Annotated in this window: 23 protein-coding genes; 8 read left to right on the top strand and 15 right to left on the bottom strand. The window is 52.7% G+C overall.

The window, feature by feature from the left end; genetic code table 11:
• Positions 1–2,517, bottom strand: coding sequence for a pyruvate formate lyase family protein (locus tag ROO76_13140; protein MDT8069103.1), 2,517 nt, complete (start codon positions 2,515–2,517; stop codon positions 1–3).
• A gap of 362 nt (positions 2,518–2,879) precedes the next feature.
• On the opposite strand from ROO76_13140, the gene ROO76_13135 reads away from it, so the two are divergent.
• The gene (locus ROO76_13135) at positions 2,880–4,040 is read left to right on the top strand and encodes a BamA/TamA family outer membrane protein (protein MDT8069102.1); all 1,161 of its coding nucleotides are present in this window, start codon (positions 2,880–2,882) and stop codon (positions 4,038–4,040) included.
• 9 nt (positions 4,041–4,049) lie between these two features.
• Here ROO76_13135 and ROO76_13130 read toward each other — a convergent pair whose 3' ends face one another.
• Positions 4,050–4,322 carry a hypothetical protein gene (locus ROO76_13130; GenBank protein MDT8069101.1) on the bottom strand — a complete coding sequence of 91 codons (273 nt, stop codon included), beginning with the start codon at positions 4,320–4,322 and terminating at the stop codon, positions 4,050–4,052.
• Between the two features lie 47 nt (positions 4,323–4,369).
• Positions 4,370–5,707: a tetratricopeptide repeat protein gene (locus tag ROO76_13125; GenBank protein ID MDT8069100.1), complete on the bottom strand. Its 1,338-nt coding sequence runs from the start codon at positions 5,705–5,707 to the stop codon at positions 4,370–4,372.
• A gap of 228 nt (positions 5,708–5,935) precedes the next feature.
• Between ROO76_13125 and ROO76_13120 the strand changes: the two genes are divergently transcribed.
• Positions 5,936–6,217: a hypothetical protein gene (locus ROO76_13120; GenBank protein ID MDT8069099.1), complete on the top strand. Its 282-nt coding sequence runs from the start codon at positions 5,936–5,938 to the stop codon at positions 6,215–6,217.
• Between the two features lie 19 nt (positions 6,218–6,236).
• Here the strand turns inward: ROO76_13120 and ROO76_13115 are convergent, their stop codons facing one another.
• Positions 6,237–6,812: a sigma-70 family RNA polymerase sigma factor gene (locus ROO76_13115; protein MDT8069098.1), complete on the bottom strand. Its 576-nt coding sequence runs from the start codon at positions 6,810–6,812 to the stop codon at positions 6,237–6,239.
• A 509-nt stretch (positions 6,813–7,321) separates the two neighbouring features.
• Here ROO76_13115 and ROO76_13110 point away from each other — a divergent pair.
• Both ROO76_13110 and ROO76_13105 read left to right on the top strand, forming a co-directional pair.
• Positions 7,322–7,732 carry a hypothetical protein gene (locus ROO76_13110; protein ID MDT8069097.1) on the top strand — a complete coding sequence of 137 codons (411 nt, stop codon included), beginning with the start codon at positions 7,322–7,324 and terminating at the stop codon, positions 7,730–7,732.
• 19 nt (positions 7,733–7,751) lie between these two features.
• Positions 7,752–8,291 (top strand): DUF4136 domain-containing protein, encoded by a 540-nt coding sequence (locus tag ROO76_13105; GenBank protein MDT8069096.1) that lies wholly within the window; start codon positions 7,752–7,754, stop codon positions 8,289–8,291.
• A gap of 4 nt (positions 8,292–8,295) precedes the next feature.
• Here ROO76_13105 and ROO76_13100 read toward each other — a convergent pair whose 3' ends face one another.
• The 10 genes from ROO76_13100 to ROO76_13055 form a co-directional block, all read right to left on the bottom strand.
• Positions 8,296–9,189 carry a M48 family metalloprotease gene (locus tag ROO76_13100; GenBank protein MDT8069095.1) on the bottom strand — a complete coding sequence of 298 codons (894 nt, stop codon included), beginning with the start codon at positions 9,187–9,189 and terminating at the stop codon, positions 8,296–8,298.
• A 470-nt stretch (positions 9,190–9,659) separates the two neighbouring features.
• Complete coding sequence (locus tag ROO76_13095) at positions 9,660–10,088, bottom strand: hypothetical protein (GenBank protein MDT8069094.1); 429 nt, start codon at positions 10,086–10,088, stop codon at positions 9,660–9,662.
• Between the two features lie 688 nt (positions 10,089–10,776).
• A complete protein-coding gene (locus tag ROO76_13090; protein ID MDT8069093.1) occupies positions 10,777–11,538 on the bottom strand; it encodes a hypothetical protein in 762 nt (253 codons plus the stop codon).
• A gap of 14 nt (positions 11,539–11,552) precedes the next feature.
• Positions 11,553–12,233, bottom strand: coding sequence for a class D sortase (locus tag ROO76_13085; protein MDT8069092.1), 681 nt, complete (start codon positions 12,231–12,233; stop codon positions 11,553–11,555).
• Positions 12,234–12,444: 211 nt separating this feature from the next.
• Complete coding sequence (locus ROO76_13080) at positions 12,445–13,395, bottom strand: transporter (GenBank protein ID MDT8069091.1); 951 nt, start codon at positions 13,393–13,395, stop codon at positions 12,445–12,447.
• A 68-nt stretch (positions 13,396–13,463) separates the two neighbouring features.
• The gene (locus tag ROO76_13075; protein MDT8069090.1) at positions 13,464–13,817 is read right to left on the bottom strand and encodes a hypothetical protein; all 354 of its coding nucleotides are present in this window, start codon (positions 13,815–13,817) and stop codon (positions 13,464–13,466) included.
• Positions 13,818–14,038: 221 nt separating this feature from the next.
• Complete coding sequence (locus ROO76_13070; protein MDT8069089.1) at positions 14,039–15,493, bottom strand: DcaP family trimeric outer membrane transporter; 1,455 nt, start codon at positions 15,491–15,493, stop codon at positions 14,039–14,041.
• A 191-nt stretch (positions 15,494–15,684) separates the two neighbouring features.
• Positions 15,685–17,271, bottom strand: coding sequence for a mechanosensitive ion channel (locus tag ROO76_13065; protein ID MDT8069088.1), 1,587 nt, complete (start codon positions 17,269–17,271; stop codon positions 15,685–15,687).
• Between the two features lie 115 nt (positions 17,272–17,386).
• A complete protein-coding gene (locus tag ROO76_13060) occupies positions 17,387–18,001 on the bottom strand; it encodes a response regulator transcription factor (GenBank protein ID MDT8069087.1) in 615 nt (204 codons plus the stop codon).
• Positions 18,002–18,229: 228 nt separating this feature from the next.
• Complete coding sequence (locus ROO76_13055) at positions 18,230–19,171, bottom strand: hypothetical protein (protein ID MDT8069086.1); 942 nt, start codon at positions 19,169–19,171, stop codon at positions 18,230–18,232.
• Between the two features lie 225 nt (positions 19,172–19,396).
• On the opposite strand from ROO76_13055, the gene ROO76_13050 reads away from it, so the two are divergent.
• From ROO76_13050 to ROO76_13035, 4 genes are all read left to right on the top strand, one after another.
• Complete coding sequence (locus tag ROO76_13050; protein ID MDT8069085.1) at positions 19,397–19,948, top strand: Ig-like domain-containing protein; 552 nt, start codon at positions 19,397–19,399, stop codon at positions 19,946–19,948.
• Between the two features lie 21 nt (positions 19,949–19,969).
• Positions 19,970–21,673: a hypothetical protein gene (locus ROO76_13045; protein ID MDT8069084.1), complete on the top strand. Its 1,704-nt coding sequence runs from the start codon at positions 19,970–19,972 to the stop codon at positions 21,671–21,673.
• 186 nt (positions 21,674–21,859) lie between these two features.
• Entirely contained in the window at positions 21,860–22,528 is a 669-nt protein-coding gene (locus ROO76_13040) for a response regulator transcription factor (protein MDT8069083.1), read from the top strand.
• Positions 22,529–22,897: 369 nt separating this feature from the next.
• Positions 22,898–23,290: a response regulator transcription factor gene (locus tag ROO76_13035; protein MDT8069082.1), complete on the top strand. Its 393-nt coding sequence runs from the start codon at positions 22,898–22,900 to the stop codon at positions 23,288–23,290.
• A gap of 148 nt (positions 23,291–23,438) precedes the next feature.
• On the opposite strand, the gene ROO76_13030 is transcribed toward ROO76_13035, so the two are convergent.
• Positions 23,439–24,044 carry an outer membrane beta-barrel protein gene (locus ROO76_13030; protein MDT8069081.1) on the bottom strand — a complete coding sequence of 202 codons (606 nt, stop codon included), beginning with the start codon at positions 24,042–24,044 and terminating at the stop codon, positions 23,439–23,441.
• Positions 24,045–24,150 lie beyond the last annotated feature (106 nt).

The following is a 24,150-nucleotide window of genomic DNA, read 5'->3' as shown; positions in this document are numbered from 1 at the left end:
TCAGCCCATCTGTTCTTCCGTCCGCGCAATGATCTCCGCCTGCTGCGAAGGCGACAGGTCGACAAAGTACGCGCAGTAACCAGCAACACGCACAACGAGATCCCGATATTTCTCAGGGTGCTTCTGCGCGTCCAGCAAGGATTCTCTGTTGAGAATGTTGAACTGGATGTGCGCATGCTTTTGGCTGCTCCAGGCACGTATGAGCTGCATGAGCCGCCGCGTTCCTTCCTCGCCTTTCACGTTCGCCGGCGACATCTTCATGTTGAGCAGGTCTTCGCGATGCTCTTTGTAGAGCTGGCAGGTCGCCCTTGCGATGGACTGCAGAGTCACCGTGGGCCCCTTGGTGTCGCAGCCGTGCGAGGGAACGATCCCGTCGGAGAGATACTCCCCGGCATGCCGGCCGTTCGGGGTGGCCATTGTCACCCTGCCGCTGGGGTTATGGAACGTAATCGGAATGATGCGCATGTTGGCGCTCTGGCCATGCGGCCTGGGATGCCTGTGGGCATACTCCATAACGGTGCGCTGTATCTGGTAGCCGATGGTGTCCACCCACTCGATGCCATTGCCGTACTTCGGGGCATTGAGGCACATCTGTCGGATGGCTTCCTTGCCCTCCCAGTTCTTCTCGAGGGCATCGAGGAGCTGGTCCCAGGTCAGTTTCTTCGTGTCATAGATAAGGTGCTTGATAGCAGCGAGAGAATCGATGCAGGTCGCAAATCCTCCGAGCCCGTCGATACAGGACGCATCCAGCGCTCCCGGTATGTAATCAGCGTGTGTATGGAGGTCCCTGCCGTTCTCCATGCACAGGTCGTGCAGCGTGGAGGCCAGGGGAGCCGCGATGTACTTGGACTTCAACCCGGCCGCAATATAGTTCTGGATCATGATGTGCTTGACGACGTTTTCCAGTTGCAGCCGGTAGGCATTCCACACATCGTGGTATGTCTCGAAGGTCCTCGGGTCACCCGTCTTCAGGCCGAACTGCTCATCGTTGTAAATCTTCACCCTGCCATCACGGAGAGTCATCTCCATGACAATGCCGTAATTGATGCCGCCATTGCCGGTCTTGTGGGTCTCGCGGTTGGGCAGGCGCGATTCCGAGCACCCCGACATGGCGTAATCCAGGGCTTCCCTCTTTTCGATCCCGTTGCTCAAAAACCACGGCACTTCGAACTCGTCGTTGATCAGTTTGGGTGAACCTTTTCCGTCCTTGATGGTCTCGGCCACTGCATGCAGGAACCGGTCGGGTGTATTGGCGTGGATCCGGACTCCCAACTCCGGGTAGCTGCTCCGAAGAGGCCGCGTCGATTCCAGGATCAAGTAAGAGAGCTCGTTGGTGGCATCGAAACCGTCGGTTGTCTGGCCGCCGATGGTCACCGTCTCGTGGTGAGAGAATCCCTCGCGGCCCTTGGCCGCGGATGGTGACATTTGGGACTCGATGCTCTGCATCAGGTTCAGCCAGAGGCACTGGAACAGTTCCTGCGCGCCCTCCGGGGTGATCCGCCCTTCTTCAATGTCCTTCTTGTAAAAGGGATAGAAGTACTGATCCATCCTGCCCTGGTTGATCTGTCCTCCGACCATCTCCTCCAGTCGCGAGAAGAGCTGTGTGAACCACTGCGCCTGGATCGCCTCCCGGAAGGTACGCGCCGGATTCTCCGGAACCCAGGCGCAGATCGCTGCGATCTCCTCGAGTTCCTTCTTGCGCTGTATGTTCGTCGTTTTGGCTGCCAACTCGGCGGCAAACTCGGAGTAGCGCTTGGCGATGAGAGACAGTGCGTCACAAGCGATGATGGACGCTTCGTAGAAGGGCTTTTTGAAGGCCAGGTCGCGCGGGTCTTCCAGCGCATTCAATCGTGTCTGGGCCTCTTCGCGCAAGCCCTTGCAGCCACGTTTCAGCATCTTTTCGAAATCGATGACCCAGTTCTGGGAATGGCGCATCGTGGAAGTAGAGATAATCACGAACGAAAACTTGGTCCCGACATTCTCGGGGTCAGAGCCCCAAAAGAGGTGTCTGGTTTCAGGAGGCAGGGCCTTAATGAAGTTGGGCGTGAAGTCTTTGCCATTCCAATAAGGGAAAAGGACCTCGTCAATGAACTTCTTGTCCTCATTGGTTACGGTAACGGCGTCTGGAGCCCCTTTCGCCGCGATGAATGCTTCCGCTCCGGCTTGGATGATTGTGCCGTCAAGCTCGGGATAGACCAGGGTGTACCGTCCGAACCAAGTGTTAGGACGGCCCACAATCAGTTCATCGTCGAAGATGGCGACAGTCATCTTCTCAGCAATGTTCTTCAGGGCTTTTGCCCAGCGCAGTACCAGCGGCTGGCCTTCTGTGGCCTTGAAAGACTCCGTAAAGTAGATCGCACGTTCCAGCGCAACACGAGGTGGGCCAAAAGTACGAATAGCCTCAAACATCCTGAGAACGCGCTCGGTCGCTGTTCCAGTCAATACCTTTTTGCCATCGAGAATGGCCTGTTCCTGCAGGGATAGCGGGGGAGCAATAGGGGCAAGGGTTGCGTTCATCTTTTTTCTCCAGTCGGGAGGCGGTGGACCTGCGGATGTGGTCCGCAAACTCCGTTCACTGCGCACACAAAGTTGGATTGTGCAATGTCAGTCCGCACGGCTGCGTAACGGAATGTCCCATTCAGGAGATTCCCAAACAACTGCAGGACTCTCAGTCAGAGCTAGAAATTCTGCTAGGACTCAAGCAAGGAGTCTCTGCCGAGGGGTAAGGACCTTCTCTGACTGTTGTGCCTTTGCGTTCCTGATTCCTAAGCTCGGCTACTTGAGGAAGGTCTGAGAGTACCTGTCTGCCTCCCAGTTACAGTTCCCGCTAGTAGTTTTCGGAGTTGAAGTTTTTCCTTGGAACTGCAATTCAGGGATGTATGATCCGCGTACGTTTTCCCTGGTTTACGCTGCTGTTCATCAGTTCTGTCCTCGCCGTGGGTCAGCAGGCACCCACCGCCGTACCTGAAACAATTCCCTGCCCTGTCGAGAATTCAACGGGCAAGACCACAGACTGCCAACGGAACCAGGACAACCGTCAACGCGGCTCATTCGTCGTAGCGCCGATTCCCATTTCAAGCCCGGCGTTGGGCACGGGAATCAATATCATGGGCGGATACATCTTCTCCCTGAGCAAGAAAGACAGAATCTCGCCGCCATCCGTTCTCGGAGGCGCTGCCGTTTTCACCAACAACAGCTCGCGGGCATTTGCGCTCGCAGGCGAACTCTATTTCAAAGAGGATCGGTACCATGTGATCGCGGGCGTTGCCCATGGGGACCTGAATTACGACTTCTATGGCACAGGTACAAGCGCCGGAGATGCTGGCCGTAAATTCGGACTGAACGAGACCGGAACACTGTTCTTCGGCGCTGTAATGCGCAGGCTCCCCGGGAAAATTTTTGTAGGACCGAGAATCTGGATGGGAGCATCCACGCTCGCTCCAAAAGAATTTGGAGAGAACCATCCCGATCTACCACCCTTGAATCTGCCTTTCAATCTTCGCGCGATAGGCGTTCAACTCGAACGGGACACTGTTCCTAATCGCTTTTACCCTGTGAAAGGCACGTCCCTCAAATTCAGTGCTGACTTCTTTGCGAACACTTTGGGTAGTACGTTTAGTTTCCAGTCGTACCAGTTCACATTCAATGCGTACCGAAGTTTTGACGACAGACAAGTGCTGGCGTACAACGCATTCGCGTGTTCCACAGGAGGCGAAGCGCCGTTTTTCGGCCAATGCATTTTTGGAATGCGCAACGAACTTCGTGGATACCCGGCGGGACGATATATCGACGACAAGATGCTTGCGACCCAGGTGGAGTACCGCGTTGTGTTGCCGTGGCGGATGGGAGCAGTCGCATTTGCGGGAATAGGGGAGGTCGGATCGAGTCTCTCAAAATTCAACTACGACAACCTCCTCCCCAGCGGAGGAGTTGGACTTCGCTTCAATTTGAGCAAGAAATATCATGTAAATCTCAGGGCCGATATTGCGCAAGGAAAGAACGGCCACACATTCAGCATGGGGCTCGCGGAAGCTTTCTGAGCCTATTCATCACACTGCGTTCTCTACCATCCACACGACCACTATTGCGATGGCCCCGGTCAGAAGCACCAGCGAGATGAACCAACCCCAAAACGATCGTTCGCAACCATCCAAGAGCACTAAAGATTCGTCACATTGCTTCGCGGAGACGTGGCTGTTGCCAGGAAGGTATTCGCGGTAGTCTGTCGGGGAATCCAAGTACCGGATCTCGGACCAGACACGCAGATCAACCCGGTAATGCTCCTGCTTTCCAGATGCGAAGTCATTGGTAAGTTTCTTCATAGTGCCCTCACAAGCGCGGCTATATCTTGCAGTCCCGAAACAGGCTCTCAATTAGCGGGAGTTCCCTGAACCGCAATCGTTTGCTGCTGTAGTTTTAGAAGTGGACATTGACCTTGTTTCGGGGATTCGGTATGTGTCTCAAACTCCGCTATCCTTGCCGTCAGTTCCTTAGCTCTCGCCTGTGCTCGCTTGAGCTGGTTCGGAGTCATTATGATTTGAAGGTTCTTGATGTTCTCAGCTGCCGCTGGGGCGCCTCTGCCCCCCGCAACGGTGAACAAGGCAAGCGCCTCAATATAGTCAAGGGGTACGCCCATACCGCGCGAATACAGGAGACCCAGGTTCACCTGTGCCCCAGCAAAACCTTTTTCAGCCGCTCTTGCATACCATTCGGCCGACCTCTGATAGTCACGCGCAACAAATAGAAAATACGCAATCTGGCTTTGCGCTTCTGGCATGCTATTTTCTGCTGCATAACAAAACCACCGGACCGCCTCATTGAAATTCTGTGCGACTCCGCGGCCTAAGCGATACATGTATGCAAGATTCAGCTGGGCGTGAGGTTCACCTTTGAGCGCCGCGCTTTGAATCCACTTCAGGGCGTCGGCACTATTTCTCTTTGTTCCTAGCCCCTCCAAGTACATAAAACCCAACTCCGCTTCGGCAGCACGATCGCCCAGTTCGGCCCCTGTCTTAAATAGACTGAAAGCCCTGGTGAGATTCTTCTCGACTCCAACGCCCTTTTCATACATCACTCCTAACCATGCATAAGCTTTCGGACTGTTCTGTGCCGCCGCTTTTTGGAACCATTTCTCCGCCTCTGAGTAGTTGGGGTTCCCTCGCATGTACATCGATGCCAAGTTCACTTCAGCAGCCGGCAGGCCCTGCATTGCCCCCTTTGTGAACCATTTCAAAGCTTCGTTCTCACTCTGCGGAAGACCACCTTTTCCATATAAATACATGTATCCAAGGTTGTTTTGCGCAACTGCGTTGCCCTGATCCGCTGATTTGCGATACCAATTGGCAGCTTCTGCTTCGCTCTGCTGCACTCCCAGACCCGATCTGTAAAGGTTTCCCAGATGCACTTGTGCAAATGGTTCACCCGCCTGCGCAGCTTTGAGAAGCCAGCCTGCTCCTTTTTGCTGGTCAGGTTGAACTGCTCGACCTACGATGTAGGCGATCCCCAACTGACGTTGTGCGACTGCGTCTCCAGACTCCGCTCGTGCAACGAGTGCGCCAATCGTCTGAACAGTGGCTGTGGCGGAATCTTGAGTTGGATCGTCGATAGTCTTCAGTTTCTCGACGTCTTGGCCGAACGCGCCGATCGTGAGCCCCACAACTACGCTGATGATCCCCCTGCAAATCACCGGGACCTCGAACGAGAACATTCATTCACGTCAACTCATGTAAAGAATAAGTATCGACGGGAATGATCTGTACTAGGCGAAATACGAGGCGACGTCATGAAATTTATGAAGATTTGTGGTAGCGCAGAATGACACGAGGGGACTCAACTCCGACTCATCCCGCCCATGCTTCGCTAGCAGAATTTAGAGTGGAATCATTGTCCTGGCGAGAATAAATTCGATGGTCTGATGTTCTAGAAAAGAGCCATCATGGCGGACTTTATTCTGATAATGCTCGGCGCGGTCGTGTTACTCGCCTTGGAAGCAGTGTTCAAATTGCGGAGGAGGGGCCGTGCGGTTCTGATCGGCCTGAGCCTTGCAGTCACGATATCGAATGCCGTTTGGTCGATTCATGTTGACCCGTCGCATCTTTTTTCCCAATTGTTGGGTGATCTGACTGGCTTCCTTTCAGTAGTAATTGCCTGGCTGCTCTTATCCACATGGATTCGGGGAACACCGATTCGACAGAATGAAAACGTCGTCCATAAGTGAGTTGGTTCGCTGAGCACATTCATGCGCACAAAAGGAGGGGGGAAAGTTTCTTGCGCAGAATTGCTCGACCCCGCAGCAATCTGGTTTTTACTGCGCCCTCAGACAGTTGGAGTTTTTGGCGAATGGCTGAGATTCCACAATCGTTGAAATAATAGAGAATCAGCACATCACGATAGGTTGGCGGTAAGGATAAGAGCGCCTCTCGGACCAATCGGTCTCGGTCATCGAGAAAGAGCCCGCGATCGGGCAAGCGGAGATCCCGCAGTTCTGGAAGGTCTTGCAGACGAACTTCAACCTGGCGTGCACGGCGGTGTTCGCCGAGGTACACGTTCTTGGCAATTGCATACAACCACGTTCCGAACGAGGATTCGCGCCGCCACCACGGGAGAGCGAGGTAGGCATGTAAAAACACATCCTGCGTCAGATCTTCAGCGCGATTTTCCTCATGCCCAAGGCGCCGAGCCAAACTCAACAGAGGCCTCTGCCAGCGAACCATAATACGATCAAAGGCTTTTCCATCGCCTGCCAAGGCCTGATCGACATCCCTCACCTCGTCATTACCAGCTGAGCTTGCGAATACTGAAGTAGCGCACATCCTATGCCTCCACGAGCTGATCGGCCTATCCGTTCGAAGCGAGAGTCTCGTCTCTAAACGAGCAAGAACCAACTACGCAAATTGCTAGTGAACGGGTAGATAAATCAACAAGAGAGCTCGGGTTACCGTCAACGCTTCATTTCGAGTGTCGGAGTCCGGCCATGGTCGGCGGCCTAACACGCTTGTCTATTTTTGCCGCTTCGTCATCCGACTTGGCGCAGCTCTATCTAGTTTCTCCGAAATTGGGCTACAACTTTTACCAGTGGGTTAGCAGGAGCCAGGTCCCTACAATGGCACCTGCACGTGCGTAGTTCGATTAGCTTACAGGCAGTTCGTGCAGCTGTCTGTTCGCTCGTCGAACCACAGCAGACTGGTGCAGATATTGAATGGTGCCTCTATCAGATGACACCAAAGCAGTTGGCACGTTACAGCGAGTGCAAGAAGTCGGTATAACTTCTCATTGGGTACGTCGACCACTGCAACGAAGCTGTGGCTCGAGGAGGTTCGTGATGTCGTTCGCTTCCCTTCGCGAAACATTACTGGGATGGTTGGAGCTTCGTCCTCCCGATCAAGTCCGCCTGGCGACCATTGCTTTTGGAGTCGTGTTCGCATCGCTGGGACTTGGTGAAGCCGTTTACCGCATTACATTCTTCCAATTCGACGGCGCCACCGACCGACTTCCAATCGAATTGTCGTTTGGTATGTTCTTCGCGTTACTAGTCATGCGTGAGCTTCTGAGATATTACCGGCGCAAAAAGGAAACTCGTATCAGGATCAGAATGATTCGAGCTCGGAACGAACGCATCCGGAACGCCCTCTCCGTGATCGCTCCTCTGCCACTACACCAACAAGCGATACGGGTTATTCGGGAAGAAGTAGATCGTATTGATTGGGCCCTCGCCGAGACTCTACCTAATTAGCTGCGGTTCCGGAGCCTATATGAGATCCAAAATCACTGTGCTTGGCGTGCTCATCTTCGTTCTTGCCTTCGCTGCACAGGCGCAAAAAGTTAAAGTCGGTTACGACAAATCGGTTGACTTCTCCAAGTACCGCACCTACTCATGGGTAAGTGACAACTCAACAGAACTTACCCTTCGTCGCGCTGCGATTATGGCCGAGATTGACTACGCCCTGAAACAGAGGGGGCTGGAGGTGGTCGACGAAGGCGGAGACCTTCTTCTAGCAGCAACTGGTTCAATAGGTGGTGAAATAGGGGGACAGCACCAGGATGCAATACGACCCGTTCCGGCGGATTTTTACTACCCTACGGCCACCATGTGGAGCGGGGCTCCAGCAGCTGCTGGTAACTACGTCATCAGTGGAACGCTGGTGCTCGATTTCATCGATCGCTCGACCAAGACCCTGGTTTGGCAGGGGTCTGTCTCCGAGAAGATGGACACTGAAAAGCACACCAAGAATACAGAGCGCGTCCGCAAAGCGATAGCCAAGCTAGTTGAACGTTACCCACCCAAGAAATAGGTTGCTAGTCTTGGGTTTCCTGCTCATCCGGCGGTACATCTGGATCCTCGGGGGTCGAGTGCAGGAGGACTGGCTTCTCAACCGCGGCCTTCTCGGCAAGATCGCTTGCGAGAGCGCTCTTCACTTCCTGAAAATCGTTAGTATCGAGGATATATTCGTCCCGAGGTGGGAGCAGGATTTGCACTCCTGACTGAACGCGCCGGATCCGGTCTTCCGCCTGCGGGTGAGTTGCAAAGGCTCTGCCGAAAAAATTCGCCCGGGCACCGGCGGCTATCTTTGTCTTCTCGAAAAACTTGATAAATTCCTGTGGATCGTAGCCGGCAAGGTACGCATACTCGACACCGAGGAGATCTGCCTCGAGCTCTTCATTCCTGCCAAGCTTAAGGAAGGTCAGAGGTCCAGCAACACTTGCGAAGCTGGTCACGGCGGCTCCCGCTGGCCCACCTACCATCGTAAGGGGGATCGCGGCCAATCCCCATAGTTCTCGTTTGGTCAGGTTTTTTGTTCCGTGGCGAGCCGCAATGTGCGCAATCTCGTGTGCCATTGCGCCAGCAAGTTCTGCCTCATCATCGCAGAAAAGAATCAGGCCTGTAGTTACGTATAGATATCCACCTGGGACGGCAAAGGCATTCGGCTGAGCGTCATATATAACCTTGACTGTGAGTGGAATCTTCGAATCGGAGTGCGTTACCAGTTTCAGCGCGATCCTTCCGATGTAACCATTAACAAGCGGATCGGTGTTCAATTTCACCGACGCATCGATTTGGTCGGCGATATCTTTGCCAAGGCGGGCCTCACGTTCGAACGAATAAAAATTCAATCCCGCCCCAATGCTTCGTGCGCCAATCTTGGTTATGTCGTATTTCTTTCGCAGCTTGTCCTGCTTGGAACCCGTCATGGAGGAGGATTTGACGAGATCGCGAGGTTCCACTAACGCCGTTTGCGGGGAATCAACAGGAGGATCCGGTGCGACCTGGGCTCTCGAGACGCAAATTCCAGGAAAGATAGATACCCAAGCGAACAGGTACACGAGCCATCGCGGAGTCGTAGCAAACTTCTGCACGGGATTGACCCTCTGGAGGTCTCGAATGATTGCTCTGCCGAGCCGACAAAATGAGATTCTAGGCAGCCCGGAACTGGCCTGCCACTGGCAGAATTGCTAGACAGATACCCGTACCAGTGAACCGGGATTGAACTACTTGTGCGCGGGCTGCAGAAGTTCTGGCACCATATCGATCGCGACGTGAAGGAAATCTGCCAGAATTTGGCGAACGGAAAGCCGTTAGGAGGGTAGCTCCGGGATTGCGATTTGCACGACAGGGGGCAAATTTCGGCGCTTTATCCTTATCCCGTCATCGGTTAAGACGTTTAAGAGGCGGGTGGGCCGACTGACTCGGACTGGAGTTCCTGCAAAATCTTCTCAGTCTCTCTTAATTCAATACCCAGCCATAGGCAGGCGGTGTCGAGACTCGAGAACACTATACAAGTGAACCCCAGCTTATTCATCTTTTCCTGAAATCTCTCGGCAGTAGCGTATCCAGACGCAGCAACAATTGCGTGCTTTAGCTGCGAAACTCGTCCCACGAAATTACGTGCAATCTGCTCCAGAAAGGGCGGATCTTCAAGGTGCCTCACATCAGCAAGGCGTGTATCGGTGAGATACAAATCGCCGCCTGGCCAAAGCGGATCCGTTAACATGCGATTGGTGGATTCCTGCCATTCTTGACGCGAGGGAGACCCTTTCCACGCCACGTACGTGATCCCTTTTGTGCGATCACATCGGTAGCGAATAGGCATAGTAAGCGCTCCTCTGGGAGAGCCACTCGGCCAGGTCAGAGAACATTTGCCACGAACTTTACAACGAAATTGAAAAAAGCTCAACCCATGAGGATCGAGCCCGGCGGAAGGGGCGATACCGTCCCCTCTGTGGGCATACCGCAAACAATTCTTACCGAGGATTCGCGAACTGAGATAACTTCATCGAGATCATTTTGCACATCTGGCTACTTATGAAAGACCTCCCGTTCATTACCATCGTGACTGCAATTGCGTGATTTCCGGCCCGGGCAAAGGAACCAGAATCAAAGCGCACGTGTCTTGGCCTAACAATAGCAAAGACTCACGCTCCTGATCTTGTGTATCAAGGTTCTTTGGGCCCCAACTCACCATTCTGCTAGTTTCCGACTGACTGGAACTTCCATATTCTGAAAGGTGACGAATAGCGCTTGCAGGCTTCGTCCGGAACAAAATGATGGACGCATTCATGTCCGGAAGATTGCAGGGAAAGCTCCCAAGGCATGATGCGAGTGGGGCTTTCAATGAAGAAGACAGATTCTGTCTCGCAGTAGCTTCCCTGCTACTCATCTCTGCATTCCTGTTTCTTCTATTCCTGAATTCTATTTTTTTCGCGCGCTGAGATCTACGTTGACGGCAAAACCACAGGCGACCTTAATGGTCGCCTGTGTTTTAGGACTGGAGCGCACGCTTATCTGGAACGAAGGTGGTTGATTCCGAGACCAAGCAAAGTACACCCCAACCCTAAAAGGCCAATCAGGGGAATAATGCTCGCTGTCTTTGGTAATTTTTCCTGAGTTTGGGGGGCAGCCGTGGTTGCGACTTCGACGGGTACCGTCTTCTCTTCAATCAATAGTGCTCCCTGTATTGGGGGCGTGGGCGGAGGCGGAGGCATCTTTCCGGTCACGGACTTCTCCTGGGCAATGACGCTCTGCGGCACGCGGGTAATTACAGTAGCCGTCACCTTCATGCCCTTCCTGAGGTCAAACACTGTCTTGTCCTGGCCGTCGATTTGGAAGATCTGATCCTTCGGAACGTTGTACTTTTTGTTCTCGCCGTTCGCCAGTGTCAGGATCACAGTTTTTGGAGCGTTGACATGCCAGACCGTACCTTCGATCGTTCGGACGGTGGTGACGAGTTCAGGAGTTGTCGTACTCTTAATCGTCCTCTCCAGTTTCATGCCAGGCTTCAGATCTTTTACAGTGATCGTCTTTCCGTCAACGGTCGCCGTGGCGTCGGGAGGAACGGTCATATTTCTGACTTCCCCATTTTCCATTCTGACTACGATCTCGTTTCCGGAGACGTATACGACTTCGCCTTTTTCGACTTGGTATTCGTGTGTGCTTTGTTCTTGGGTTATCTGCGTTTCAGAACGTTCTTGTGCAATAGCGAAAGCAGCAAAGAGAGCCAGAATCGCTATCGCCAGCAACCTGATGGTCAGTCTCTTCTTCATATTCCTTTCTCCTTTTAGTAGTTCTTGTTATGCGAATTCGGGCTTCCTTTGACATGCTCGCTTTCGTCAGCCAGCGAAGCGTGCACGACGAACCTAAGCGGTGCGTTACCTACGAAGTAGAACGGGTAACACGTAATTAAAGTGACGGAACTCTTGGGTCGAGGCCTCAGTACCGCTGTGTCGCTTGGAGGAACGATTTCAATCTCGTCCACCCTATAGCGGTTGGTCGCTGTAACCGCGGCAATCTCAACCGTATCCCCAATCCTTATGTCCTTTAAGGCCCGGAAAAAACCATCCCGGTGCCCCGCGATGCCTGAATTTCCTGTGCTACCCGGACGGGCCGTACCGGCGACCCACCCGACACCACGGTTCAATGAGAATTCGTCTGTTCCCTGCAAGACCGGAACCTCAATCGCCAATCGCGGTACCCTGAGCACTGCCAAAGGCGTGTCGATTGGGACTGAGAGGGTGCTCAAGTAAGCCTTGACCCTCTGCGGTTCCCACAGACTAAAGTCAATCCTGCCAAGTTCTTCGAAAGACGCTTTATTCTTGGCTTCCGTCGCTCGGTCGAACTTCGCGATCGCAGCTCTAGACAAGAGCGCACTCTGCACCATCGCCACGATTGCAAAGCCCATGAGGATCAGGCCTAAACTCAGGAAAATGCGTTCGAGAATTGAAACCACTTTCACAGTCATGGCCTGATTCTTTGAGCAGGGTAGAGGGGCAGAGTGTCGGCGACAACTGCAAGATTTGCTAGATTCGCAACTGCATTCTACGAAGGAAATTCGGGATTGAGGGACGACGTGTTCGATATCTGTTTTGTGTTTTGTCTCAGATAGCGCGAGTAGTTGGCAACGATCCTCACTCCGTAAAGCATTAAGGATGGTAAAAACTACTAGTCAGCAACTAAAAGGAGGGGAGAACTCGGCCAATCCAGGAATATTGCCAGGCTACAGATACGTTGTGATAGTTCCCGCCAAATCTGATATGCGCGCCATAGTTATAACTGACTTTGACTGATTGGTGCCGTGAAAGCGGAATGGAAGCGGTCGCGCCGATTCTGGAATTGGATTGTAAGGTATCTGGATTCTCGACACCGTTCACACTTGTGCGACCACCGTGCCAGTAATTGCCGTCCAACGAGACCCAGAGCCTGGGCTTCACGTCATAGCTGAAATGTCCTTCGAACGACAAAATTGGCTTTTGCGATTGCGACCTCGTTCCGCTGAAATATGCGTTCTCTGAAAAGAACTTTGGGTTTGTAGTGTAGAACCACACGCCGGTGTATGCGTCCAGGATCCAGTGCCCTCTCCGCTTGGAAACGCCAAGCTCAGGTTTGAACGCCCAACGGTTGGAGCCGCAGTTGATCAACTTCGTAGAGTCATACTGGCCCGTCGGAGCGACCACTCTCACGCTCGCTCCGATAATGAACTTTTGTTGCCAAGAGCGAAATTGCTCCAGCGACATTGCCGGTCCACCCTTCAGGTTTACGGAGAAGCGGTAAACGCTATCCAGCATGCCAGACCGGTAGGCACTGGTTTTTTCCTCCATGACATTGCCTTCGAACGTACCGAGGCCATATGGCACAGTAGCGGTGATATTCGCCGAGCGCCCGAAGAAGCTCAGCGAACGATAGTAGGTGAGGGTTTGGACACTGATCCTGGCGGTTGCATCCGTTATCGGCACGACACTGTTGAACAACAGCTCGCCGTTGTAGAATGCTGCGTTCAATGTCAAGGCATTAGAACCGACGGGAGTGATGAGGTATGCCCGGGGTGCCAGGTCCTGGGATGCAGAGGTCAAGCAGGCTAAAAGAACAGTCGTGAGGCCGAGCGCTTTTACGATGTTCCGGGCCACCAAGTTGCTCCATCATGCTTCTGGTGCGGTTCCAGATCGATTTGCCGATGAACGTTGAGTGCAGCTGATTACTCGGGCTTCTTGAGCTCAATCTTGCGTGAACTGATAATCGGCATATCCGCGGTTTTTCCCCCAACATCGCTAAACCTGACGGTCTTTTTCAATACCAAGATTGACACCTGGGATCCGACACCGTACTCCACCGACCTGGAGCCATACGCAGGGGTGTAGAGAACAACGTACTCTCGTGTGGCAGTGCGTAAGCCGACTTTGTATTGTCGGTCAGTACCATCTTCTTTCATTGCCGGATTCTTATTCTCCTCGACTGAAGTGACCGTTGCTGCCTCAAATTTCGGGGTCGATTGCTGTGAGACCGCCGCAAGTGCAATGCCCATGAGTATCGCAACAATAAACGTTCGCATTGGAAGCCTCCGGGGAGGGCCAGACCGCGAGCTAACACTCCCGACCACCACCCCAACAGGGTGCACCGTTTTCTTATTTCACCGACGTTGGAATCACCACTAGCAACTTTAATAGCGGCGTTGTCTTTAAGTCTCAGACATGAACAGAGCCCTCACACACTAAGCCCTTGAAAACGCTTGTCGCTGAGCGCCTGTCACGTATCTGCAGCACCCGGAGGGGGCTAGTGCTTCTTCTCAGGCGGTTTCATTTGGACGAAGTTGTATTTCGCACTGAACATGATCCTGGACGCATTTCCGGAACTGCCATCCTTCTTGATTTGCCAGCCATACAGAAACTCCGTGCCGACATTGAGAGATCCAATCGGATTCCAAATCAAGTTGGTGGCCATGTAATGGCTCTTGTGAAATGTTGCGTCTGTTTGCCGATCCGAGTTCTCCACCTGGACGAATCCGTAAATTGCGGAGGAACGCAGGCGTGAGTTCCAGAAGTGCTGGTAACCACCGTAGGTCCCGACAACCGGGATCGCAACTAGGTGCGGTCTCTCAAACCCCTCCACGCCTGCATCGATCCCCAGGCCAGACGTATCATTCAGGTAACGCTCGATTCCAAACCCGTAAGCACCTTGGTAAACGAACGTATCTTTACCAATCAACCTCTGCGAGCCGGTGAAATTTACGCCCCAGCCAAACACAGCATCGCTACGATTGTCGGGGAGATACGCTGAAACGGAGCGGAACAGACCTGAGAGTTGCAAGTGTCCAGAGTCCATGTCATGCCGCAGTGTGATAGTTCCATCTGGAGCGGGACTGTTCGGCAGAGCGCTAAACTCCGGGGTCTTGAAGGCAACGTCTGAAGTCGGCTTCTCCACTGCAAACCGAAGACTTGTCTTCCCACCAACCTTAAATGCGTAACGAAGCTGGGGGTTGCGGATCGACACCTGTCCATTTGGCCCCTGGAACTCCAATTGGTCGGGCCCAGAGTCCGGGTCCTGGAAATTGGAAAACGATTGGCCAATGAGGAAGTTCTTGACTTGTGCGTATGCGTGTCGTAGCCGGGGAGTAGTGGAAGTGGAACCGAACATATCGCCTTCGACAAAAAACCGAACAGTATCGACGGATTCGGTTGGGATCAGGAAGTCAGCATTGATACGAGTCGGTCGGACAGATACTGTCGAGTTGTTCACGCCGGCTGGAGTGGGGACTGGAATTGTGGAAGGAATAAACCTTTCGCCGTCACCGACAGGCTTCAAGTCGTAGATAAAATCGCTTTTAAAGTACCCACCGATCTTCATAAATGTCGTCGTACCTGGGATACGGAAATATCCCGGATAGCGTGGATCGAGCGGTGCGTTGTCCATCCGAGCAGCCGCCACCGAATCTTGCGAGAACGTCTCATACTCTGACGTTGCCTTACTGACCTGTGGGCTCTTACTCATTAGCGATTTTTCTGCATCTTGCTCTTCTGCCTTCGCTGCGGCTGGCTGTGGCGTCGGGGTAAGAGTCTTGATTTGCTCTTGAAGGACCGCCATCTGGGCTCGAAGGTCATCGACTTGCTTTTGTAGGGCCTCGACCTGCGCGTGATTCGTATTCTGATCCTGGGGAAAAGCACTGACCGAACAACCACAACTCCACACCGCCAGGAGAGCGAGTGATACAGCAATTCTGCGTGGCTTCATAAGTATCCTCACGGTAGGTGCCGATTCCACTTTGCGCCAAGTGGGCTTATACCCGGAGAGTGGGATGTATGCCGACATCGCGCTTAGCCTGCTTTGTGCACAGTAATGAGATTAGGGCGGGGTCTGAAAGAGCGAGGACTCCCATAACTGCCAGTGAAAGAATCAACTACTGATAGCCGACTAATAGCGGGTCAGCGGTGGGACTCCGATGCCACTTCTACGTAACTGAGCTGAGTTGTTCCTGTTAATCTGATGCCTTCCGCTTCAACGATCTCAAGTGCCTTGATCATCACATTCTGGCGAAGGACTGTGAACTTTGCCCAATCGGTTGTCAATATGTACGCAAATAACTCAATCTCGGTAGCTGCTCCGGCAAACCTGACAATTCGAATTCTCGAAGAGCAGCGCTCCACGTACGCGAGCTGATCAAGCATATGCTGTAACGAGTCCAGCATTGCTTGTAGCTTTTCGACAGGAGTCTCGCTCCTGACGGAAAACCTGTTCTGTATAAGAAGCTTTGTACGTGATGTTAGATTTTCAAATTGCACTTGGGCCAGTACCCCGTTCGGCACAACCACCAGGGTTTGGTCCAGCATTCGCAATCGCAAAGACCGCAGTCCAATGTCTTCAACTTTCCCAAGTTTATCGCCGATTCTGCAGGTGTCTCCAACGTGAACTGCACGATCTAGAAGTAAGGACACTCCGCCAATGACGTTCTCGAGTGTCTTTTGTCCTGCTAATGCAATCGCCAGCCCGCCAATTCCAACTCCTGCCAGCATTGCCTTTGTATCGAATCCCAGTACTGTCGCGATGGCAATCACCGCCAATATAAACACACCGACTCGGATCATTCGACTAACTAAAACGAGCATAGACGCTCGCTCGACGGCCCATGAACCGAGCTTCCCGACAGCCCGCCCGAAGAAGACTTCTACGCCTCTACTTGCAAGCCAGAACGCTCCGCCGAAAAACAATGCCAGGACGAAGCGCAGATAATACCAGCGATAGAAGAGAGGGATCCTGAGTAAGTAAACGAAGTAGGCATGCAAAATCACAAAACAGATAAAGCGAAATGGAGATCTAAAGCTCGCGAACTTGGGGCCTTTCGCTCGCCGGTCCTCAGGAATTACCCGATACAAGAGTCGAAGCAAAAGGACAATACACCATGCCAGGAAATATGCGGCAGGAATAGAGAGCAACCAACCAATCCACTGTGCCGCTGAGATGTACAAGAAATAATTTGTTGTTGTTACCTCGGGCAAATATCGCACCAGGGGTGATGGCTGTATCTCGGTGTACAGCGATTGTGCTTCTACTACCGTCTCCTCAGAGATCAGCCATATCATCCTCTTGCTGGCGCTGTCCTGGGTACGCACAAGGATGAGGTTCACCGACCGGTCTGCAAACTCGATCGTGCCCACGCGATCGCGATCCAGCGGAAGACCATCGTCAATACTGCCTTCTGGCTTGTCGCTGATAAACTCCAATCTGCCCCTGAACTTCAGATCCATCAGCTCCTGAAGCTCCCGCGCTACCGCTTCAGGATCTTTCCCGTACGTTGGCTGCAGGTATTGCGCTGCTGTTGTGTAATCTTCGCGACGTGAATAGCGAACAAACCCGAAAATCGTCCCACGCGGTGTGTCTCTGCCGAGTGGATCACGCGCCGATGGTTCCTCAATTTTGTCTGCCTTCTTCGAAACCAGAGCGTCAGAAATGTTTTGAGAGAATAGTGATTGCTCCGTGAGAATAATCAGAATACAAAACAGCCAACGTGCCATCAGTAGTAAGGCTGGAAGACCCTGTTTCCTTCGACTTAGGCCTAAGAAGCTTTTGGGCGCGGATACGAAGTGGATCGAATTGGCGGGAGAATGATACCGAATGGGTAGTTGCTCATCAGCCAAGCATGTGGTGCTCGATGGCGTATCGAAGGAGTTCAGCATTGGTTCGCAGCCCTAGTGTTTCCATGATCTTGTATTTGTGGAAAGCGACAGTCCCTGGCTTCAATTGCAAGATATCTGCGATCTCTTTCATCGACTTCCCCTCAGCCAGCAGTTGCAATACTTCCGACTGCCGAGAGGTGATTCGTTTTTCGGGCATGCCGGAGGAACCGCTTCGCAATAAGAACGTGACCGTATCTTTCGTGATAAGGGGAGTAAGGTAGGACTCTCCCCGCAAGACCGACCGTACCGCCAGGGTGAGCTCCTCTGCCGCGGAACTCTTGAGAACATACGCTGATGCCCCTCGCCGAAACGCCTCTGCGGCGACTTCGGGTTCGATATGCATGGTCAAGTAGATGATTTTGACATTTCGTAATGCGCCTCTGAGCTGTTCGCCAGCATCCAACCCATTCAAATTCGGCATTGCAATATCCAGAATTACTACATCTGGTTTTAATTCCGTTGCCGCCTTCAACATCGCGCGACCATCATTCACTACTGCCACAACCTCGAACTCGGGTTCCAGAAAGCTCTTGCAACCCTCGGCAATCAAGGTGTGATCATCAGCCAAAAGCAGTCGAGGTCTATGACGACGCTCCATAAGTTAGCCGCAGAACAAGGATTAGTCGGTTACGATTTCCGTCATCGGTACGCGGAAGGCTTTCCTTCCATTTCAGACAATACGACTTCTAAGATGGCCCAGAAGTTCCAGACTCAATGTAAGCGAAACGTTGGATCAAGATGCACTGGCAAAAGCTTTGGAAGCGGTCTGAAGGAATCACAGTAAGCAGGTTCAGGTTCACGGTTTTGCTTTCTCCGTGACATTCTGCTTGAGTTCAATCGGATCACTGAGCCGAAAAGCAACAAGAGCCTCAGCTGGAAGCGTAATGTCGCGCTTCCCTGTCAATGCGGCGGTCGTTGCCCCGGCCGATGCACCCACAGCAGCCCCAACTGCAGCTCCTTTACCTCCACCAGCGAGGCCACCAATTACCGCACCGCCCCCGCCGCCGCCTGCAATCATCCCAGCCGTTCGCTTGCCTTTCCCCTTCGATTCTGTAGTAACCATCTGAGTGTGCATCAGAACCTTCTTACCATTCACAACCACCGATCTGAGTTCAAGCGCCAGAATCGCACCACCTTTGAATCTCCCCGCCGGCTTCGCCTTGACAACCCTGCCCCCGACAATCGTCCCTGCAGGAATCACAACTCTGCCCTGAACAGCGACTGGTGCGCCTAGAGTGCCGCTGAACTCATCCCCCGACTTGCTGATTTTCGAGCCAACCTCATTTTCGAGATGTATATAGAATGTGGTTCCAACCGGTAGCACGATCGGTTCGAGGGCTTTCCGGAGCTTCTTCGCATCCTCTATCTCGGCCTCTCTCGCGATCTGATCGAAATCGCTCCCTGCCTTACTACCGCTGATTTGTGATCCTGAAGAAGCAGGCTGCGTTGTGGAGGGTGACGTTCCACTCGGGACCGCTGGCGTAGAGGTTGCTGGCCCCGTTTTGGCTGGCTTGTGGTCTGGCTCAGATCGATCGCGTGAACTTGGCTTCGAAGTACACGCGCACTGAATGAGGACCACACTCAGGGGGATAATCCACAAGCGCGCAATCGTAAATCGGTTCTTCTTTTCCGCGCTCGCAGTTCCAAACAAGTGGCACCTCTCGACTGGCTGAGAGTCGCTGGGATAATAAGAAGCATTGCACTCTCTGGAAACTGGCAAAACTTTCAGTACTCTCAAGGCGCCAACGAACCTATTTTCGTTTGTTTCACAACCCAGAGAAGACCCTCATTCCACTGAACGTGAGTTCCCCTCCGATCGTTTCTGTGGCAGCCTCCTATTTTTGCTAGTTACTGCTGCACCCGCTGCAGGCCTAATCTTCTCGTGCTTTCTACGCGGGGGTATGCCGTGAACGTCAACTCTCGTTTCTTCACAAGCGTAATAGTTCTAATATGCGTCGCTGGTATGTGCTCCTGCGAAGGATTTTTCGTTAGCCCGCAGATCACATCGATTACGGTAACCCCTCCCAGCCCATCCATGGTCACGGGAGCGGTGTTGCAGTTCAACGCCGTTGCTACGTATGAAGATGGAGCAACGAAGGTTCTGAGCGAATGCGTCTGGACTTCTTCGAATACGTCCATTCTTCTCGTCAATAAAACTGGTATTGGCACGGCTATTTCTGCCGGCTCAGCCACGCTGACGGCAACTTACGACGTGGGAATTGGCTCAACAACGGTAACAATAAACGAGTCGCCCTTGGTCGCACTTAGAATTACTCCAATCAATCCCTCTGTCAGCCTGGCCCAAACAACCACCCAGCAATTCGCCGCCATCGCAACGTTCGGCGATGGATCCGAACGGGACATTACCAATTCTGTGTCGTGGACTTCCTCGAATACTGTGGTCGCCACGGTCAGTTCGACTGGACTGGCGACCGCAAAAACGGTCGGCACCGCAATCATCAAAATAACGTCGGGCACCATCACTGACTCAACAACCCTCACGGTTATGCCTTAATGTCGGTTATTGGATAACTCTATGATCAATTCCACAGCGACACTACGCTGTGGCAATGCAGAATCAAGTTTTCCAAGTGAAACCGTGTATTCAGGACTGGATCACCAAAACTCGGACATTCTTCACGTCCTACCAAAGGTTCTTCTAGTTGTTGCACAACAACTCATATCCTACCTTTCGTTGAGGGCCTGTGTCGGTTTGCAGTGCTCACATGCTCGAATTCCTTTATTGGGGTCGGGTTTCTTGGAATCATTCAGGCGCATCAATCGGAGCCGTTACGCTCTTGCACAGTGTGGGCAGGCCCTCCTATTCCTCCTAGTTGCACTGGTGATTCATCTAAGTCCAAGCGTCACATTCGCGCAAAACCTCCAACTGATGGATTTGGAAGATACAAGTGCAAAGGAACGAACGCCAGTCACCGTCGCAAAAACAGAACTCGATTCCTCGCTGGTCTTGGTGACCAACTCAGCGCAATCGCACTCAACTGGAGTCGCATGGATGGCACTAATAGAAGACTCGATGCGATTCCTTGCTGTTGAACACGCCTTTCGCTGCATCACCGAACAGGGTACGCGCGATCGAATTGTCAACGAACCTTTTTTCGCAGGATATCGTGATTCTGTCGGAAGTCTCCACGGTTGGTCGGATGGCGATCCTTTTTACGTCAATTACATCGGACATCCGATGCAGGGTGCGATAGCAGGTTACATCTGGCAACACAACGACCGTGGCTACCGGGATGTCGAGTTTGGCAAGAACCGAAGGTACTGGAAATCCAAGCTCCGCAGCCTGGCATTCTCGTATGTATACAGTGTGCAGTTCGAAATAGGGCCTCTCAGCGAGGCCTCTATCGGCCACATTCAGCAGGAGTATCCACAAGTCGGATTTGTAGACCAGGTCATAACACCGACGATTGGAACTGGATGGACAATTGCCGAGGATTACCTGGACCGTGAGTTAATCCAGCGTGCTGAAACAAAACTGCACAACAGCTGGCTTCGCCTGCTCTTGCGCAGTGGGCTCAACCCTTCGCGGAGCTTCGCGAATGTAATGAGCGGCAATGTTCCATGGCATCGCGACGACCGACCTGGCGTATTTCGTCGACATGAAACGCTGAGCATGCGTCCACAACCTGAGACACGAACCACCACCAACAGTGAAATTAGAGGGAATGCTCCGTTCGAATTCGCAGTCACCGCAGACTACCGCGCGTTCCTGGACAGTTCCTTGCCGTCTGGTTGTTCTGGTGCATCCGGCACGGCCGCATTCCGGATCGATGCCCACTGGCAGATCCTTGGTGAAGTCGCCGGATGCAAGGTAAATGGTTTGGACTACCCCCGCAGCGGCGACCTACTCGATTACTCTATCGGTTCACGCTGGACTGGGACAGTTGATAGCAAGTGGAAGCCATACATGCATTTACTGATCGGCGGCACACATGTAACTCAAGAACTAGTGAATGACGCAGCAAAAGCGGAGCTGCAAGTCATCTATAAATCGAAAAAGAAAGCGCCTCCTCATGACCTGTACTCAATGATTTGGGAGGAAAACAGCGTTGCGATTAAGGCCGGAGCCGGGATTGGGTATAACATCAATAGCGCACTCTCGGTACGGATCATTGATGTGAACTATGGCAGGAATTGGCTCTCACCCATCAATGGCGTCGACTATCGCAACAGTTTGCAGTGGACCAGTGGACTAGTGCTACGTATGGGGACGTGGTAAATAGCGAACAGAAGCAACGTGATCTATATCACTGACTAGAAAGGATCTCTTAAGTACCTTTGCTACGCTTCGAGATCCTGTCACCCACGTTGACTGATGTATCCGTCTTCCCCCGGAATTAGATTTGCAGGCCTGACCCCATGTGTTTCTTCTCGTTCATTCGGCGAGGGATCTTCTCGCTAGTCCATGCGTCCTTTGAAAGGGCAGATTATGGAACACCACCATCGCTCCAGAATTTTAATCGCCGATGACCACATTCTTGTTGCGCAAGCCTGTAAAAGTTTTCTCGAACCGGAGTTCGAAGTTGTTGGAACGGCCAACGATGGACGGGCGTTGTTACAGGCCGCGGCCCAGCTTCGGCCTGATGTCGTAATCCTCGACATCGCTATGCCCGGCTTGAACGGTCTGGATGCAGGCGAACAACTGAAGCACATGATGCGCAACGTTAAAATTGTGTATTTGAGCTTTCATGCAGAACCAGACGTTTGTGCAGAAGCCTTTCGTCGCGGAGCGTCAGGATATGTCTTGAAGCAGTCTGCGTCGGAAGAGCTTGTGCGAGCCGTCAGAGCAGTGCTCCGGAACGGTTCGTATATCACTCCTCTCATCGTCAAGGACACCGTCGACTTTCTATTGCGGAGTGGTGACACTTCCACGCCCGAAAAACGCATTACAAGGCGGCAGCGTGAAATCCTTCAGCTACTTGCCGAAGGTAAGTCCATGAAGGAGGTTGCCAGCATTCTGTCAATCAGGACTGGTACGGTTGCGTTCCACAAGTACAAGACCATGGAATCTCTTGGGCTTCGGACAAATGCCGAATTGCTCCGGTATGCTATCGAACATCATTTGGTTGAATAGTCGAGAGGAAACCGCGCGTCACTGCATATCAGGAATAAATCAGTTCTTAACGGGTATTTTTGATAGTTCAGAACGAGAACGGCAAGAAGTATAGTTTGATCAGAACAGTGGGCGCTTTACACCGATAGCCTGAGACGCAGCCTCCTGCCCGACCCCCGACACGAACCTCTCCTGGTGCTCGGGGGTCGTCTCTTTTCACTGGTGATCGCTTTGTTTTGGCAACTTAGTTTTGCGACCGATTTTGAATTTCTACCTGTGCTCTCTGGCAATTATTGAAAAGAAAGAACGTTCATTTCCTAGTAGCAATTCATCGTCATCAAGAGCAATATGCGCTCACGACTTGAAGCTCGGTACGCTGAGAGGTTCCCCGTGAAACAGTTAAGGCTCGCCCTTGCCGACGACAATCCCGAGATTCTCGAGATGGTTTCTGATCTGTTGGGCGACGAGTTCTCTATCGTTGGGCTCTTCGCCGATGGCAAGTCCGTCCTGCAACACAATGAAACCGTAAAGCCCGATGTCATCATTCTCGACGTGTCACTTGGAGATTCCAACGGTTTCGATGTAGCCAGGATGTTGCGAGAGGGCGGGTCCACTGCTCAGATCTTGTTCCTGACTGTTTACGAAGATGAAGAATTTGTAAAGGCGAGCTTCGAAGCTGGAGGTACCGCCTATGTAATCAAGCGCCGTCTCCGATCGGATCTAATTCCGGCGCTTCATGCGGTCGCGAACCACCAAGTGTTCATTTCCGATATAACTGAATAGAAACGATTGCAAACATCGCAGGAACGGGGTGATTCTGCGATGTTGTGGTTCCTCTCAGGGGACGAACTGCATAAAGTCGGGGAGCCAAATTGGCGGCGCTCCCCGACCGCGGCTATCGACGCACTCCGAGAAAGGCGTACGTCGTACCTTAGTGTCCGAACTTGAACACTAGCTGAGCAGAGAAGCGTAGGTTGTTCTGTGTCGAGCTCAACTCGACGCCCTGAACTGTGGGATTGAAACGAATTAGCAAATAGTCCAACTGGGCGGGTCGGAGCGCGATGTGCTTGCTGAGGTGCACGTCGAATCCGCCGCCAATCAGAAATGCTGCTGAGTTGTTTGCTTCCTCAAACGAGGTGGTCGATCCACCACCAGGAACGAGCAGCGGTCCCGCGCTACCTGAAATGTGAGCGCCACCAAACATGGCGTGGCCAAAGATGTTCACATGCTCGCCTCGAGCCGTGAACCGTGGACCAAACAGATACGTAAACATTGTGTTGTCCACGTCGTAGCCACGAATGTTGTTGTTGTTGTAACCGCCCAAATCGGCAACGAGGCCGATCTTTCGGTTGAAGTTGTATGCGATGCTTGTGCTGCCGCCGTTGGCGGTGAATTGCTCAAGAGGTCCAGTTGTTGAATATCGAACCAGCGAATATCCAAGGGCCACTTCAGCCTTTGGGTATTCCTCTTGGGCGACGGCAACCATCGCCACCGCCGTAAATGCAAACATCGCGAGTGCCGCTTTGAATAGATGCATATGTGTCCTCTCTTCTTCCTCCTCGGAGGCTTTCGCGATGAACATAGCTGGTGGATACTGTCTACGGAACTGGTAGTAATTGCAGCCGTCCTGCAAATAAAAGAAC

It is taken from the genome of Terriglobia bacterium (assembly GCA_032252755.1).
Taxonomy (GTDB): Bacteria; Acidobacteriota; Terriglobia; order Terriglobales; family Acidobacteriaceae; genus JAVUPY01.
The sequence above is the reverse complement of the archived record's forward strand: the minus strand, read 5'-3'. Positions and strand labels throughout refer to the sequence as shown.